The organism is Formosa undariae (assembly GCF_042427615.1).
GTDB classification, from domain to species: Bacteria; Bacteroidota; Bacteroidia; order Flavobacteriales; family Flavobacteriaceae; genus Formosa; species Formosa undariae.
In genome coordinates, this window is sequence record NZ_JBHMEZ010000012.1 from 706,830 (window position 1) to 724,335 (window position 17,506).

Here is a 17,506-nt window from a genome sequence, read left to right on the forward strand (position 1 = left end):
GGATTATAATACCAATCTAAAATACTCCACATCAACGGAATTATTAGTTGTAAATGAGTTCTTGGCAGGATTCAATTAGTATTCGGATGCATACTATTAGAATTCACATCTGAATAGTCCGTATTTATCACGAAGCCAATTCGCGAAGGGTTTCCTCCTTTTTGTATTTAGAAACACTAACCGTACTGCCATCTTCCATTAAAATATATCCGCCGTCTCTTTTAACGTAAGATTTTACGTGTTTTTTATTTACCAAATGCGATTGATGCGTTCTAATAAACCCATAAGCCGATAATAATTCGTCCCATTCTTTCAAAGTACGAGACACTAAAATAGACCGTTTGTCGGTAAGAAAAAACATGGTATAATTATTCTCGCCTTTACATCTAATAATGTCATCTACTGCAACAAAAAATAATTCATCGGCGGTTGATAAAGCTATTTTTTTAGGACCTTGATTGTTTTTTAAATTTTCAACTAAGGTTTTCAGTTTATGGTTTTCTTTTTTATGTTCTACTACTTTTAAAACATTTTGAACCGCCTGTTGCAATTCGGAAATCACCACCGGTTTCATTAAATAATCTAGAGCACAGGAACGTATCGCTTTTAGAACATATTTATTATAGGCAGTTACAAAAATGACTTCGAAGTCTACCTCCTGAAGATCTTCCAGCATACTGAAACCATTTTTTCTAGGCATTTCTATATCGAGAAATACCAAGTCTGGCTGATGCTCGGTAATAAGCGAAAGTCCTTCGTCGGCCGAAGATGCCATAGCTAAAACTAAAACCTCGGGACAATGCATTTCCAATAACAGTTTTAGGTTTTTTTGGTTATGCAACTCGTCATCTATAATTATACTTTTAAGTTTCATCTAGATTGTATTAGTACCGTAATGGCATTATTATTTTCACCTCTGTTCCTGTTTCACCTTCCACTTCTTCAGAGCGATCTTTAATACTAATTTTAGCATTAGTTTTATACGTTTCATTAATAAGTCGGATGCGATCTTCGGCCAATTTTAATCCGTACTTATTTCGATCTAATTCGGTTTGGTTTTGAATTTTCGAAGCATTAACACCAATACCATTATCTGTTACGATACAAATAAGGTTTTGAGTATCTGTATGAAACGCGACCCTAAGTATTCTGTTAACATCTATTTCTTTTAAACCATGAATAATTGCATTTTCTACAAACGGTTGTACTAACATCGCAGGAATTTCCAATTCATCTTGATTTATAGTATCGTCAATAGAAATCTGATACTCAAATTCGAGTCGTAATTTTTCGATCTCTAAGTATTTTCTTATCGATTCAATTTCATCGGATAAGGATACTAGTCCGCTTTCTGTTTTATCAAGCGTCAAACGCATTAATTGAGAAAACTCGGTTAAATAATGATTTGCTTTTACATTATCGCCTTGATTGATTAAATATTGAATGGCGCTAAGCGCATTAAATAAAAAGTGCGGATTCATTTGCGACCGAAAACTCTTCAACTGCATTTCTGTAAATAAACGTTTTGAATATTCTTTCTTTCGAGCCACGGCAATTTGCCACTTAATTAAAAAGTAACTAAGCAACATTAAAAGCAGTACACCTAAGATGATTAAACCATTCTTGTTTTTCTGAAAAAACGTGGCTTTTTTAAATACTAGTGGTTCCAAAAAACCGACATTTAAATACTGATCTGTATCTGCAATCGTATTGTATAACACTACATAATTTCCTTTTCTATAAATGACTATAATGTAGTTTAGGTTGTCTGAGGTTGCCACATAATCTACAGGATAAATAGCTTCAGCAAACTGTACTTCTTCTGCTTTAAGTGTAATTCTACTCGTTTTATCATACCAAACATCTGTAAGTGATTGGGGTATGCGATTTAAATTTTCAGTATACGATTTCGTTAAGGTTAAAATTTTAGTGCCTTCATCTAGAAATAGATTACCATTAGTAAGACCAGAAATAACAATGTCTTTTTTATTGTCTTGATACCAACAACTAATATGTATTTCATTTGGTTGTTGGATGATATCTTCATAATAAAATAATTCATTGTGCAGGACAAGATAATCTGAAGTTATAATCAAGCTATTCTGAGACTGATTACCTGTCCAGGTTCCGTAGAGAGCATCTGGCAACTGCGATGGCAACAACCTATAAGTATTACAGGTGCTAAAATCCATAAACATGTTAAAAATATGTGACTTTTCAAGGCTCTTAATTTTATATTTATTATTCTACTTTTCTATAAATTGCATTTGGGAAACCAGCAGGCGTAATAACATAGTTCTGTCCTATTTTCTTAGCCTGAAAAGCATTATAGTTTTCCCCATTATTCAAAAGGAACCAAAGTTCACCTTCAGAAGAACTTCCTATAGAAATAATTTTGTTGTTTTCAATCTCATTTACATTCGGAATACCGGTATCATCGTTGTAAAAATAAGTATCGGTAATCTTTATTTTTTTCACCCCAGCATAATGAAGCCAATTCCCTTTTAAGTCTTCAGGCACCTTAAGCGTTCTATCGTCTCGTTTTAAATTTAATATCTTTTTATGCTTTAGTGTTAATACATCTGAAGTCTGACTTAAAATTTCAAAGTCTCCTCCGGAAGTAACAATAAGAAACGTATTTCCTCCTGTTTTATATAGTTTTTGATACCTATAAATTTTAAAATTAAATAAGATAAACTCAGGTGTTATACAGGTGATTAAGGTGTCGTATTTATCTTGCCAATTCCCAAAAACGGACTTCGGTAAATCGGAAAGGCCTATCTCTTGACGCTCGGGTATTTTAATATCACTAAAATTTTCCATTGTTTTAGGATAGCCTATTATTTGCTCATCGGTATTAGGACGAGCAGCATAGTTTTTAAAAATATAGTTATCGCTATTAGAAATGTCGATATTTTTAATGGCCCAGTTAGATTCTCCAGATCCTCTTTCTCCATAATTAATGTGGGTAACCTCATGAGATACTGGCGGAAAATATAATTTATATAACATGCCTGTGCTGTTATTTACAAAATTATTATCTGTAATATTTAAGCCTACCGCCTTAGTCACGAATAATTTTTGACTTTGGTTTAAAGCATCTATAATATGTGTGTTATCTGGAATAATAAAAGCGGTACCAGCTTGCATCTTGAAATATAGTATGGTTTCAGAATCTGTTAATTCAATTTTTGTTAAAGTTGCAGGAAAACTGATCCCGTCGTGCACGGGAAAATAAATAACTTTTTGAGCCGCACTGTTTTGAAAAAACAACAGCAGTACTAGAATAAAAAGGGGATTTTTCATAACAAATTGATCTAATACAAATTTAGCACCTTTACGTCATAAATTCTGCCTTATTTAGAATTTGGCGCTTACAAATGAGAAATTGGCCTTAATACTATAGAATATCTTTAAAGCAATTATTAATAAAAATGGATTACGGCTTGTTACTCTAAAACAGGTATGGATAGAAAGTAAACCGAATAGACTTTTGATTTTCGATAAGAGGCATGAATAAGCACTTATTAGTGCATTGAAAATATTTCGTTACCACTTGGTTAGTTATTCCTATTTTATATGAACTAAAACACGCTATAATTTCTAACAATAACCAAAGTAGCTGCTTTTTCTCCTTTTAAAAGGCCTAAATAAGCAACTTTACTTTATATAAGATAAAAGTATTATTTTATACCATTTGTAAAAAATACTAGATTATAAAACCATGTAACTCATTTATTATTTTTCCAACTATATCTTTACTCCAATTGCTGTTAAACAATTTTAAATGACTTAGGTCTAAACCATTTATTTCTATTTCCTTTTTTGAAATGACACTAACAGGTAAAGTGAATACTTTTATATTAAGATTGCTCTTCTGCTATCGGGGCCGAAAAGAGTAAATTCCGATTTTTACTGCTAATATTCTTTTTTAATGATGGTCGTATTATGTTCTTCCTAACAGATTTACAGGCCCCTTTTCATATATCGTTATTATCATGAACCTTTTAGTTTCATGCTACATTATATAATCAATATGGTTTAAATACGTCAGATGATTTCCTACGAGACTAAATTGCATGAATTTTATTTAGGAGTCAAATAACATTCTATGATAGCGCTTAACTTTGGACTATTTTGCTTAAAACAAATACAACATCCCAGCTACCGCTACACTAAATACAATATGCGCCGCAATAAGCTGAACATAAAATGGGAATTTAGGAAATTGTGGCGGATTGTTGTGTAAAACAAACATAAGTTTCCACCCTACTGCTCCAACCAATCCTGCTGAAAAACCAAAGATTAAAGCATATAACAATTCAGGACCGACAGGAAAAATGTTTCTAAACAGAAAATACCCTGACAAAAACACCAAGCCAATAACAAAGTGCAAACACCATCCAATCCAAATACCAAAATTAGATTTTCTTACTATACGTGCACGATTCACCAATTGTTTTAAGCGTTTAGGTTCGCTAAAATTAGTTCTAAAAGCGAGCGAGACCACGTACGAAAATCCAGTCATAAGCGCGACAGCTACGGTATTAATTAACATGAATTTTAATATAGTCATAACCCCTGATTTTTAGTTTAATTCCAATCACTGAATTTAAAGTTAATCAGCATAAATCACGATTTCAAATGCAAATTTAATTATCGTAATCAATTGTTTTATAGTTTTTTAACATTTAAAAAATCTGTGAAATTCAAATCTTTAGAGTTAATAAATGTTTGCTTTAGGCTAAAGTGAGATATGGATAGACTGTAATTTAGTCGAGCTCATTTAAGCGTAATCATTATATGTATATAAAGAGTAACACGCAGTTAAATTATACGTATTACAGTGAGATAGGTTAAGAACTTTATGAGTAAAATTTTGAAATGTAGAATCAATTATAAGCACAGAATATTATGGCCAACACAGAGGTGTCTCCAGATAGCATGCCAACAGTAAAACAACTCATTCCAAAATTAGAATGTGGTGCAAAAACCGTCACGAGATTACCCTACGGTGGCTTTCTGTTTTTGGAACACGATGTACCCTCATTACTTATCTATCGGAAAAAAGAAAACGATTCTGGTACCGATAGATTAATACGAGCTGGAGCATCTTACCTTGTTGTGGGCACAGAATCTTTTCAGTACTACAAAACTTTTATAGAAGATCTGACTAAATTAATGTCGGATAATTTTGGCTCGTTTATCTTATTGGAAATATTTTCAGGAGCAGCGGGAAGCCAAACGTTTAAAGTAAGAGGACCATCGCATAAATTACCCGTATCATTACAGGTTTTAAAAGATGAATTACTTAAAATTAAATCCAGACAGTATAATGTAAATTTAGATGTATGTGTCGAGCAAACAAAAACGCGTCAAATTGTAAGCGAAAAGCCGTTACTCGAGATTTCTCATATTAAACAACGCGGAGCCACACTTATAGGTCTAGAAGTGCCTCCTGTATTTCGTGACGAACAAGGGCACGTGTATCCGTTATACTTTAGAGATTTTCAAGAACAATTTATTAAAGCCATACAACGTGCTGTATTCGAATTTGTCAGAGTACAAACCACTTCTACTCTTACCAATTATCATGCGCTAGGGAAACGTTCTATTCATGAAGAGGTGTTTAAAATAGATAAACAGCTTACCGAGATAGAAAATAGTTACCAATTTTTATTATTGGTGGCACCAGTTAATATCCAAGTGCTACGTCAACAGTTTTTCGATTCTCATTTTAAAAAATTAGACCGGTATCATTATCGACTACTTCCTGTAGATCCAGATATTTTAAAACGAAAATTATATGACTTACGCATCGATGAAATAGACGATCCTGCAATTTCATTTTTATTCGATGAAAAACGGGCAGAAATAGATCAAGAATTAACCATGCTTAAAGAACGTGGCGCAAAAAACTTTTTTTACAGCAGTATTCGCCTGTATAACGGATTGGATAAAGCATTAATTGCAGAAGCCGAATTAATCCTTCAGAACATACCCGAAAATCATGAGGAAAGTCAACGTGCGGTAATTGATACGTCCGAATTTGGAGATTTAGCAAAACTAGAGTTTGATTATTTTAAAGAGCAAGACTCTCACTTTAACTCTAAAATTCATATTCGAGACGATGTAAATATCATGATGGTATCTAAGGGTGAATTGTATTTGCCTTCAGATTATACCATGAGTAAAAACGATGCTAAAGCACTTATTCAGCACGAAATCGGAACCCATGCCCTAACCTACTATAACGGAACGCAACAACCGTTAACACAAATGGCTTCCGGCCTTGCTAATTACGATGCCTTGCAGGAAGGAATAGCTGTGTTAAGTGAATATTTATCCGGCGGATTGTCTGGAAATCGATTACGGATTTTAGCTGGGCGTGTAGTGGCTGGTGCGGCTTTAATAAATGGAGCCGAATTTCACGAAATGTTTTTCAAACTGTATTCTCAATACGATTTTACAAAAGAGCGTGCCTTTAATATTACCTCAAGAATGTTTCAAGGCGGTGGCTTTCTTAAAGATATTATTTATCTAGAAGGCTTAGTACGTCTTCGTAATTTCCTAAAGGAAGGTGGCGAATTAGTGCCTCTGTTAAGCGGAAAATTTGCATTACATCACATCGATTTAATTCAGGATCTTAGAGATCGTGGTCTCGTTTTACCTCCTAAAATAACCCCTAGATATTTAAACAATGAAGATTTCAACCTTAAAATAGATAAACTCAAGAAGGGCTTGCCCATCTCTAAAATGATATAATTATGAAAATTTGTTTTGTTATTAGTGCTATAGAAACTGAAGCCATTGGGACTTCGGTTGTTATTATGAAAAAAGCGTACGAGAGAGGACATGCCTTATATGTTATGGGTGTTGGCGATTTTATATTTAAACAAGACGCTCCAATGAGTCTGCGATGTACACTAGTTAGAAAAAATTTAAAGTACAAAACTGTAGAAGAGTTTTGGACACAAGTACAGGAAGACGCCAATAAAAAAACAGTAATTACCAGTCAGGACCTAGACGTATTATTTTTAAGAAATAATCCAACAGAAGAAACAGACGACCGAAGATGGGCAGAACATAGTGCCATTGCTTTTGCTCGTATGCTTCAACAAGAAGATGTATTGGTTTTAAACGATGCATTTGCCATGTCGCATGCCTATATAGATAAACTGTATTTTGAAGAATTACCATCAGAAATTAAACCCAACAGCTTAATTACTCGAGATATAAACGATCTGCTTCAGTTTTGGGAATCTGTAGGAAAACAGATGGTTTTAAAACCTTTAGAAGGGTCAGGCGGACAGAATGTATACCTGATTGGAGAAGATAAGAAAAATATACATCAGATTTTCGAAACTCTAATCAGTCAAGGATACGTTATCGCTCAAGAATTTTTACCAGAAGTATCTAAAGGCGATGTTCGCGTAATTCTTATGAATGGAAAGGTTTTAGAAGAAGATGGAGAAAAAGCCGTAATCCGTCGTCTTAACAAAGATAAGGATGAATTTAGGAGTAATTTGTCATTAGGTGCCACAGCCAAGAAAGCAAAGTACACCAAGAAAATGCAACATATTGTAGAAGTCACTGCACCTAAATTAATTAAAGATGGGTTGTTTTTTGTGGGCTTAGATATAGTTGATGATAAGCTAATAGAAATAAATGTTCTGAGTCCAGGAGGATTAGATCATTGCGAAGACATTGGATTGCCAGCCTTTACCACCACCGTTATTGAAGCGATTGAACGTAAAGTTGAATACAAGAAACTCTATAAAAATAATATTTCCAATAAAATTCTTGCCACCATGGACTAAGTCTGTAGTAAAACGAACAAATAAAAGTTTACTTTAATTTAATCAAGCAAGTATGGAGAACAATAGAATTATAGGACAATACACAAGTCATAAAAAAGGACCGTTACTTATTGTAACGGCTGGGGTACACGGAAATGAACCTAGCGGAGTACAAGCTCTAGAAGCTGTATTTAAAAAATTACAGAACGAAAAACCTATAATTAATGGTGCGTTTGTGGGTATTCTAGCCAATACAAATGCTTTAAAACGCGGAGTTAGATTTATAGACGAAGATCTTAATCGAACATGGACAGACAAAAATTTAAAACATAAAATTACCGATACGAGTGAGAAACAAGAAATGTTTCAGCTTATAGAAGTTTTAGAGTCTCTGAGTGAAACAGAATTTACAGATCAGTATTTTATGGATTGCCATACCACCTCTTCAGATAGTTTGCCATATATGTCTGTTCAAGATGTAGGACAAAATTTAGAATGGTCACAACACTTTCCGCTTCATATTATTAAAGGGTTTTCGGATATTGTAGAAGGCACTATCGATGGTTATTTTAGTAGTGAAGGAATCACAGGTTTTACCTTAGAGGCTGGTCAACACGACAGTGATACTAGTAAGATATACCACGAAGGGATGATTTGGATGCTACTTGAAAAAGCGTGCAATTTACAAGTAAATGATTTAAAGCCAATTCCTCCAGCGATTGAGACTACAGTTAAAAGTACCGACAAGCAACGCACATTTAAAATTATTCATCGCTTTGGACTAAACCCAAAGGACGATTTTAAGATACAGGCTGGCTTTGAGAATTTTCAGCCGATTCATAAAGGACAACATTTAGCAACCTTAAATGGTTCAGAAATTCATAGCACTTGGGATGCATTTATCTTTATGCCTTTATATCAAGCTAAAGGAAATGATGGCTTTTTTGTAATAAAATATACTGTTGACAGATTATATTGATAGGAAATCAATTTAAATGAATAGCCTAAAACATTAAAACCTTGTAAATATTAAGATTTACAAGGTTTTATTATCCATCGGAATCATATTTTATATGAAATGTGAATATTTGTATTATACTATCTAATTAATCTAAAATTTTACAGAGACCAACAGAAGCATTGCTTTAAAATTACTTTATCAGTACTCTAAATGCAGATGCTGGTAAATCTGCTTTATTAAACAAATTGGCATATTCCATTTGCTCTGCCCAACTATAACGTAAAATGAATGGTTTTTGAAGATTTTTAATATTAAAAACTAAGCTGTCTTTTTCAATTACGGGTATAATGGCATAAGGGGCTTTATGGCTTCCGTTAGGTTCAAAATCAACAATCTCAAATCCTTTAAGAGTGCCTTTTGTGTATAATCCAGATTCGGCGAAATCAAAATTCACATATAAGGAATCGCCTTCAATTCGGGTGTCCTTAAACAAAGGTCCTGAAACTATTATATTGTTAAAGTTATAGCTTTTAGCTAGAGCCCAATTTGCTAAACGTTCCCCAACAGGTTTTTTATTGGTTGGGTGAATATCATCCATATTACCAACATCCATAGTTACTACCATTCCTGTATTATCGACTTCCTTAAACACTTGTAGTTGAGCTTCCATAATGTTTGAAACCTCTTCGATGCTACCTTTAAAAGGCGCTATCTGAACAAAATAAAAGGGTAAATCCTTATCCCAAGCTGTTCTCCAGCTACTAATCATAGATTTAAATAAATACGCATACTCGTCATGCCATTTTCTATTGGTTTCCCCCTGGTACCAAAGCACACCTTTAACCGCAAACTTTGTTAACGGATGTATAAGGCCGTTGTATAATCCACTCGGTGCCCTGTGAGGTCTAGCTTTTATAAATAAAGATTTAGGCATTTCTGGTTTGTTTGAAATAATCCCCTGCTTCTTAGCATCCAACTGCGCATAATAACCAATAGAATCTACAGTAAAATTAGATTCCCATTCCTTATAGCGCTCTAAGGCAATATCTAATTTAGGATCCTTTTTAAGCACGTCGTGTGGCGTCCAATTATCTGCTGCCGTACCTCCCCAAGCGACTTCAATAATACCTACTGGCACATTCATCTCCTTTTGTAGTTTGGATGCAAAATAGATTCCAATTGCAGTATATTTTTCTGCATTATCAGGACTAACTGCCGTCCACTTGGAACCCGGAATATCTAACAATGGTGTATCACTAACCTGACGTTTTACATCTAAATACCGAATATTAGGATAATTAGCTTTCGCCACTGCTTCTTTACCATTTAAGCTAGATCCTAAACTAAACACCATATTAGATTGTCCGGAACACACCCAAACTTCGCCTAATAAGACATCCTTTATTTGGATTGTTTTACGCGATGATTTTATTTTTAACGAATAAGGCCCTCCAGCCTTATCCGTTAAAATTTCTACTTTCCAAATACTATCGTGACCTGTTTTTACGCTGACTTTTTCTTTAGCCCAAGAGTTAGATATCGTAATCGTTTCTCCGGGCTCTGCCCATCCCCAAATCGGCACTTGAGTTTGCTGTTGCAAAACCATATGATCTGAAAATATTGCAGGTAATTTTAATTGTGCACTCACAACAGAGGTCACAAAAAACAAAAAACTAAGACAAAAGAATGCTTTAAACTTCATATTCCGAATAGTTTATTTGATAATTAATTTTTTATTAAAAATTTGATTGTTTGAAACGAACCTTACGACATACAGTCCTACAGTTAAATTTAAACTTTGTAAATCAAACTCCATAGAATTTGCGGTTTTTATACTGTCTGCTATATTTAAGCTAATAACTCTTCCTTGTAGATCTATAATCTGAACAGACGTTGAGCTAGATATAGTTAAATGAGTAGGAAAAGTTAATTTCACACTATTTTTTGCTGGATTCGGACTTATAATTACATCTCCTGTTTTTTCCAAAATATCGTCTATAGAAAGCAAATTACCTGTTGTACCTGTTTCACCTATAATAACAAAAGAAACACTATCTGAAACGGCAGTATCTGACAAACACATGGTTGAGTTACTAATTAATTTCGATTGTCCATCTTCTTGCTCTGTAAACAGTAAAGCTTCGTAACCTTCTTCCAATTGTAATGAACGAATTGCATTATCATAAATACCTCGTTGTTCTAAATCTTGTAAAGTATAAATTCCTGTGTTTAAACTAACTTTATAACCTTCAAAATCACATTGAGAATATACTGAAGCTACACCAGAGCTAATTTTATAAACGTTTTCTAATATTTCATCGGCATATAATCCACCTAAAATACGCTGACTAAAAGTATCGAAATGCGGGTCTTCTAAATCTCCGTTTATTGGAGCTAAATCGTCTGATTTAACAAAACTTGCCTGGTTAATATCGTTAGAAACAGTGCTAATTATAGTATTAAGAGGCACCGAAGCGGCTCTCCATTTGTTAATTTCTCCTGCTACAAAAAATGCATTCTCTCCCAAATCTGCTCTTAAGTCAGCAACCAATTGTTTCAGTTTCTGCATATAAGTACTACTAGAATTCTGGTTAGATTCTCCTTGATGCCAAATAATTCCCTTAAACATACCATCTTTCTTAGCTTCTAATAAACGTGCTACAGCCTCTTCATATAAATCTAAATCGTCTGCTCCACTATAGCCTTTCTCCCACAATTCAATTTTTGTTCCGCCTCTTGCGTTTACAACCAGTCCTATACCTCTATTGGTATAAGCCGCTAATTTTCTAGCAAACGTATATCCTGGATTTAACTTCTGATATTCAATATCTTTTCTAACTGTTGAATATTTATTTAAAGGTGCTTTTGCATTTTCCCACGCTGTACCATCAAATAAGTAAGCATTCTCTAAAGGCACTTCGTCTAAGGCTCCAATTTCGCCACGACCTGCCATATTTGATTGCCCAATTAGTAGGTAAACATCAAATTCATCTTTAGAAAATCCGCCGGGCGTGTTCGCACTACTTTCATTACTAAATTGCTGTACCCCCATAGCGATAGCTCCAGAAGCAGGTATTGTATTTCCAAAATAATCTACTGAAACATTTCCTGGTATTTCCATTCCTGAACCAATTGCAGGCGAGTTTGATTTTAGCTTATAGCCTTCTGGTCCTGCATTAACCGCTACAAATAAAGGATCTATAGATAAGGTATTATCTCCATTAGGCACTGTTATCCCAGAACCTACTTTATAAAATAAATTATTAGAGAACGTATTTCCTGTACTTGCACTTACGTTATAACTATGATTATTCCCCTCTAAGTAATAAATATTATTGTAATAATTTGTAGTCGCTGGTTTTCGTCTCCATTGTTTATGAAACATTAAATCAACGCCTTCTTGTTCTGCAGATAAATAAATAACATTATTATGAAATGTAGTGTTTGTGATTTCGCCAGATAGCTTGAACACAAATTTCTCTCCGTTTTCACGAGCTACTAAACCATCACGTTCTATAACATTATATCTAAAAATAGTATTATCGTTAAACGAACCTTCAAATCCTCCTCCCGTAGCTAACATACCATAGGCATTGTCGTGCACGTAGTTATATTGTAGAATTGTATTTTTAGTTCTAAAATCACTATCTAATCCTCCTGCATCTTCATCTTCAATATTTCCTTTAGTAAAACTAGCCTCATTATACTGAAATACGGCTCCATCTGTATTAAAATTAAAGGCTGCATTTCCAGAACCTTTTATTGCAGATTGGTAAAATAAATTATGTTCGATCAATGGATCTTTGGCATTTCTTAAAATCAATGCATTAGCACCCGATCTTTCAAAAACATTATTTCTAACCACAAAATTTAAAGTCGGTGTCCAGTTTCCTGGATCTGTAAAAGTTCTGTCGTCCCAAGTACTAACGTTAGACATTCCAGTTCTATCTACGTCGTAAATATGACATCCTTCAACTAAAAAATCATTGTAATACGTTGGCACTAAAGTCCCGGTTATTTCCATATAAATTCCACCATTGTTCTTATCGTCGTTATTCCCATTGATTCCATGAATATCTAAATTAACCAAATGAATATGATTAACTTCTCCCTGATCTTGAGCATTAATTCGAATCCCTACCTTATTTGTATTAGGTGTTTCATCGTACCCTGGTAATGGGTGATCGTACCAGTCTGTAATATTTTTAGCTTCCCATGCTTCCATAGAAATCCCGCCTTCTTCCGATGTATTATAATTAGTTATTTCTAAGTTTCTCAACTCAACATATTCATTACCGTTTAAATGAATAGTTTCCGAGGCTCCTGCACCATTAATAACAGGCTTACTACCTGCCCCATAACTAGCCACAATAATTGGGCTACCCGATTCTCCAGAGCCATTTAACTTTAAAGTTCCTGTCCAAGATTGTCCTTTTTTAAATAAAATTCGTGTTCCAGCCCCAAAGGTTAGCTCATTTATCTTTTCTAAACTTTTCCATGCTGTATCCGTACTATTTCCATTATTAGTATCGCTACCGTCAATATGGTCTACATAAAACACGCCACTAACAGGCGTATTTTCATCTGGAATATTGGTTGGCTCTTCTAGTAATTCTAATACAGGATGAAATTCGATATTATCTTTAGAATTAAAAGTAATACCATTATTCGCGCCATCAAGATCTAAAACACTTAAAGATAAAATCCCATCGGTTCCTTGTTCTTCTAATTTTGAAATAACATGAGAAGAAATGTCCCATTCGTAATATTTATCTAAGTCACTGGGTAAAACTTTGGTTGTTCTTAAAGGACTCGTATTTGTAATTGTAGGGTACGTACTCCAAGTAACGGTGGCTTCATCCCAACTATTTTCTACGGCTAATACAGATACATTTATATCTGGAGTATCATTATTTGTACCCACAACATATAATTTTAGTCTTGCCGTACCTACAGAACTGATTTCATTGGGATCTATCTGATTTAAATCAAATTTTAATAATCCTTTCTTCACATAACTATTATTAGAAGAACCTCCTTTTACTTGGATATCTGTATCTGGCCCGTAATTAGTATCAGCATTTGTACCTCCAATTACCATAGCATCATCGATAGCCACTAAAGCCTGATAATTTTCTATTTCACTACTAATATATAATTGTGGCTTGTTGGTATTTGAAGATTCCTTTGTATAAAAACGTGCTAATTTATTATCTCCATTGGCATCAGATAGACTTAATGACACGCTAGTTTTTCCGTTTGCGATAGCATCCTGAACAACTTTGGTAATTTGCCATTCGACATACGCATCTAAAGTTACTTTTTGACTTCGAATAGCTTGTAATTCTGCAGCTGGCTGATTATCCCAAGTCAACGTGTTTTCACTCCAGTCTTCATCAGCATTGAACACGCTAATCTCCATATCTGTGCTCTGTGTGTTATAACAATACAATCTTAATTTTGCAGTTCCAACATCGGCCAAACTAAGATTAGAAATATCGAATTTTATGAATCCAGATCGTGTAAAAGCACTTGTAGATCCTGTTTTAATCCACATTTGTTCGGGTTCCGTATTATTTAATATTTCCGAAGACTTTCCGCCATCGGCATAGGTATCGTCCGTCGGACTCAAAGTTTGAATGTTTTGGGCAAATAGTCCAGTGCCCATTGTTACTAAGAACAATAGAAAGGTGTAAAATTTCATCATTTTTGGTTTTAATTAGTTTATTTGTACGCTTTTGAAAACACAATAGAACAGGTTTTTTATTTGATCTGATTCTATTTTTTTTAGTTTTTTTCAATTAATCATGACCTAACATTCAGATCATCATGCATTTGAAAAACAATTATTCTTACTTAAATTCGGTACCATAAGCATATAATTCCCCTATTCCTTTCTCTGCTTTGAGTTAGGAAACTATAGCATGTTGTACATGAGAATTTCTCAATAACGAACTGTCAGTAATATGATTTACTACTTCCTTAAAAGCAGTGATTGATTCTTTATAAGCTTTATTATGCTATAAAATTTTTCGTAGTTGGATGGTGTTTAACACAGGACTACCTTTAATTTTCTCAAAGTCTATACTAATCCCTGTTCCTTTAGAAACCATGATTTCATATTTTTTTGAAACGGCACGTTCTGCCCCATACTCAGCTGTAAGATTCAGGTGTTTTTCGACATAATCACCATTAATTAGTACACTAAACACACGGTCGGATACATTTTCTGAAACTTTGTCGTTTCCTAAATTATACACTAATTTTTCATGCTCTTTATCCGATATGAGTTCTGCCCAGCCTAAAGACACTATGTATTTTCCGTCAGGCACATCTAATTTAAAAGAGGTAATAGCTACACGCTGGGTTTGATAAATAGGATCGTCTTCAGAATCAATAATATCTAAATCTGAACTTGGTAAACTACCATATTTAGTTTTTGGTCTAAATGGAGTTCCACCAATGTAACCCCAACTTCCTTTTTTATATTCTTGCTCTGGAATCCACACTTGGTCCTTCACTTTATCCTCGTAAATACGGTTAGATCCTAAAAGCACATTTAAATTATAAACCTCCGATTTAAAATCTGAAAATTGGTTTGGTGTTAATCTAAAATCAACCTCCAACATATCAGTGTACGTTTTAGAATTAATAACTGTAGTGGCTAAAAAGATATTTTTTCCGTTGGTAAAAGGCACAGAAAATCTTGCAATATTATTCTCCACTTTAGCGTCGTAAACCATATCGTTATGAACTAATTTAACTTGGTCTCCATTACTATAAACTGTTACAGGCTGTGTGCTTGCATTTGTTCCTGCATCGGCTACACCACCACGTATTTTCCATTCATTCTGACCAAATTTAATTATTGGATCTTTAGTAAGAAACGTTTTATACAACCACCAAGTATCTTTTTTCTCACGATCTAAAGTGGTTATACCTTTTAAATTTGTTCTTGGTAAAGCGTAACCTCTAGACTCCGAATAAAAATCGTTTAAATTCCATATGGTTGCCCCAGCAATAAATGAGCGCGATTTTAAAGCTTCTAAATAATGTTCATGAAACATATTTCCATATTCAACAGTATAATCGAAGCGTTCTGGATTAAAAGAATGTAATCGCGGGTGCACATCTGCTCCATATTCTGTGATAAGCAATCCTTGTTTTGGAAATAATTGATGTAATTCGTCCAGAGTTGAATCAAAACTAGCTAAACTTCCGCCGTACCAGCCTTGGTATAAATTCCAACCAAGTAGCATAGGTACACTTGTTATCCCTGAATCTTTATATCGATCTATAGCACCATGATTTACAATCATAGTGTATCGATTAGAATCTAATGCTCTTATTTTAGTTTCTATTTTAGACGCAAGTTCTGTGACATTTTTCGCATAAACCTCGTAGCGTTCTTTTTCAGTTTTCTGATTAAAAGGTAATCTTAAAAGCACCTCATTCATATACGCCCAAATAATAAGTGACGGATGATTATAATTTTGTTTCACCATTTCCTCCGCCATATAAAGACTATTATTGGTAAAGGCATTGGACTCGGTTATGGCATTTACAATAGGGATTTCTATAGAGGTTAAAATACCTAAGCGATCACACATTTCTAAAACGGTTGGATCTTGTGGATAATGAGAAATACGTAAAAAATTACCACCCATTTCTTTTAACAAACGCACATCGCTAACATGCATCTCGTCGGATAATGCATTTCCCTTTTTTAAATAATCTTGATGTCTATTGGTCCCTATTAATTTTAGATACTCTCCATTAAGGAAGAATCCTTTATCCGGATCGAATTTATACCAGCGCAGTCCTAAAGGCTCTATAGATTCGTCAATAACACTTCCCGTTTTAACATCTTTAATTTGAGAAATAACGCTATATAAATATGGAGAACCTGGCGACCATAACTCAGGTTTTTTAATAGAAAACGATTCTTTAAATACTTTGTTTTTTTCCTTTTTACTAAGCTTAACTTTGTTATTCGCGGTTAAAATAGTTTCACCTTTCTTGTTTACTATTCTACTTACAACATGAACGGTTTTATTCTGATTGGCATCGTTATTTAAGACATACTCAATGTCAATTTTTGCTTCGTCTTTAGAAACTTCTGGAGTATTGATATAAACCCCTGACGAACTATAATCGTCCATTGAAAAATGCACCGTGTTAAGTTTAACAAGAAATACATCGCGATAAATACCTCCGAAGAATGTAAAATCTGCCGATAAAGGAGCAATGGCTACGTTATGTGAATTATCGACTTTTACTGCAATTGTATTTTCTTGATCGTATTTTAAAAATGACGTAATATCGAAATGAAATCTGGTATAACCACCCTTGTGTTGCCCAACCCACTGACTATTAACATACACATCGGCCACTTGATTAACACCTTCAAAATAAATCAAAGTTTTGAACTCGTTTTGTTCTTCTTCTATAAAAACATTTTTCTGGTACCACCCTACACCTCTATAATAGCCTGGTGTATCGTCGGTAACATCTATATTATTCCAAGTATGAGGAATATTAACAGTTTCCCAATCGGCATCATTTAGCCCTGGAACCTTTTCTGAATTTGCATTTTTAGAAGCTTCTAAATCGCCTTTATAAAACTTCCATCCATTATTAATAGTAAAAGTTTGCCTTGATTGAGATGACACACTAAATGCAATTAATAGTGTGAAAAGTGTAATATAAATTTGCTTTTTCATTTTTTAATATTGACATGTTAATC

The 17,506-nt window shown here is 34.0% G+C and carries 10 protein-coding genes; 3 read left to right on the plus strand and 7 right to left on the minus strand.

Annotated features, from left to right (window positions below; genetic code table 11):
- Window positions 1-127: 127 nt before the first annotated feature.
- The 4 genes from ACFFVB_RS14020 to ACFFVB_RS14035 form a co-directional block, all read right to left on the minus strand.
- On the minus strand, window positions 128-874 hold the full coding sequence (locus ACFFVB_RS14020; protein WP_382383672.1) for a LytR/AlgR family response regulator transcription factor: 747 nt from the start codon (window positions 872-874) through the stop codon (window positions 128-130).
- A 10-nt stretch (window positions 875-884) separates the two neighbouring features.
- Window positions 885-2,192: a sensor histidine kinase gene (locus ACFFVB_RS14025; RefSeq protein ID WP_382383674.1), complete on the minus strand. Its 1,308-nt coding sequence runs from the start codon at window positions 2,190-2,192 to the stop codon at window positions 885-887.
- Window positions 2,193-2,241: 49 nt separating this feature from the next.
- Window positions 2,242-3,306, minus strand: coding sequence for a hypothetical protein (locus tag ACFFVB_RS14030; RefSeq protein ID WP_382383675.1), 1,065 nt, complete (start codon window positions 3,304-3,306; stop codon window positions 2,242-2,244).
- Window positions 3,307-4,141: 835 nt separating this feature from the next.
- On the minus strand, window positions 4,142-4,576 hold the full coding sequence (locus tag ACFFVB_RS14035) for a hypothetical protein (protein WP_382383676.1): 435 nt from the start codon (window positions 4,574-4,576) through the stop codon (window positions 4,142-4,144).
- 338 nt (window positions 4,577-4,914) lie between these two features.
- Here ACFFVB_RS14035 and ACFFVB_RS14040 point away from each other — a divergent pair, with 338 nt between their 5' ends.
- The 3 genes from ACFFVB_RS14040 to ACFFVB_RS14050 are packed head-to-tail and all read left to right on the plus strand — an operon-like array spanning window position 4,915 to window position 8,778.
- Window positions 4,915-6,765 (plus strand): peptidase MATCAP family protein, encoded by a 1,851-nt coding sequence (locus ACFFVB_RS14040; RefSeq protein WP_382383678.1) that lies wholly within the window; start codon window positions 4,915-4,917, stop codon window positions 6,763-6,765.
- A 2-nt stretch (window positions 6,766-6,767) separates the two neighbouring features.
- Window positions 6,768-7,820, plus strand: a complete 1,053-nt coding sequence (locus ACFFVB_RS14045) for an ATP-grasp domain-containing protein (RefSeq protein ID WP_382383680.1) — start codon at window positions 6,768-6,770, stop codon at window positions 7,818-7,820.
- A 52-nt stretch (window positions 7,821-7,872) separates the two neighbouring features.
- On the plus strand, window positions 7,873-8,778 hold the full coding sequence (locus tag ACFFVB_RS14050) for a succinylglutamate desuccinylase/aspartoacylase domain-containing protein (protein WP_382383681.1): 906 nt from the start codon (window positions 7,873-7,875) through the stop codon (window positions 8,776-8,778).
- A gap of 172 nt (window positions 8,779-8,950) precedes the next feature.
- On the opposite strand, the gene ACFFVB_RS14055 is transcribed toward ACFFVB_RS14050, so the two are convergent.
- The 3 genes from ACFFVB_RS14055 to ACFFVB_RS14065 form a co-directional block, all read right to left on the minus strand.
- Window positions 8,951-10,462: a sialate O-acetylesterase gene (locus ACFFVB_RS14055; RefSeq protein WP_382383682.1), complete on the minus strand. Its 1,512-nt coding sequence runs from the start codon at window positions 10,460-10,462 to the stop codon at window positions 8,951-8,953.
- 12 nt (window positions 10,463-10,474) lie between these two features.
- On the minus strand, window positions 10,475-14,467 hold the full coding sequence (locus ACFFVB_RS14060; protein ID WP_382383684.1) for a CBM96 family carbohydrate-binding protein: 3,993 nt from the start codon (window positions 14,465-14,467) through the stop codon (window positions 10,475-10,477).
- A 313-nt stretch (window positions 14,468-14,780) separates the two neighbouring features.
- Window positions 14,781-17,483 (minus strand): glycoside hydrolase family 2 TIM barrel-domain containing protein, encoded by a 2,703-nt coding sequence (locus ACFFVB_RS14065; RefSeq protein WP_382383686.1) that lies wholly within the window; start codon window positions 17,481-17,483, stop codon window positions 14,781-14,783.
- Window positions 17,484-17,506: the final 23 nt, after the last annotated feature.

Coding starts and splice junctions, on each gene's coding strand:
- ACFFVB_RS14025 (WP_382383674.1), bottom strand. CDS start 2,192: ATGGATTTTAGCACCTGTAATACTTATAGGTTGTTGCCATCGCAGTTG.
- ACFFVB_RS14035 (WP_382383676.1), bottom strand. CDS start 4,576: ATGACTATATTAAAATTCATGTTAATTAATACCGTAGCTGTCGCGCTT.
- ACFFVB_RS14050 (WP_382383681.1), top strand. CDS start 7,873: ATGGAGAACAATAGAATTATAGGACAATACACAAGTCATAAAAAAGGA.
- ACFFVB_RS14060 (WP_382383684.1), bottom strand. CDS start 14,467: ATGATGAAATTTTACACCTTTCTATTGTTCTTAGTAACAATGGGCACT.
- ACFFVB_RS14030 (WP_382383675.1), bottom strand. CDS start 3,306: ATGAAAAATCCCCTTTTTATTCTAGTACTGCTGTTGTTTTTTCAAAAC.
- ACFFVB_RS14020 (WP_382383672.1), bottom strand. CDS start 874: ATGAAACTTAAAAGTATAATTATAGATGACGAGTTGCATAACCAAAAA.
- ACFFVB_RS14065 (WP_382383686.1), bottom strand. CDS start 17,483: ATGAAAAAGCAAATTTATATTACACTTTTCACACTATTAATTGCATTT.
- ACFFVB_RS14040 (WP_382383678.1), top strand. CDS start 4,915: ATGGCCAACACAGAGGTGTCTCCAGATAGCATGCCAACAGTAAAACAA.
- ACFFVB_RS14055 (WP_382383682.1), bottom strand. CDS start 10,462: ATGAAGTTTAAAGCATTCTTTTGTCTTAGTTTTTTGTTTTTTGTGACC.
- ACFFVB_RS14045 (WP_382383680.1), top strand. CDS start 6,768: ATGAAAATTTGTTTTGTTATTAGTGCTATAGAAACTGAAGCCATTGGG.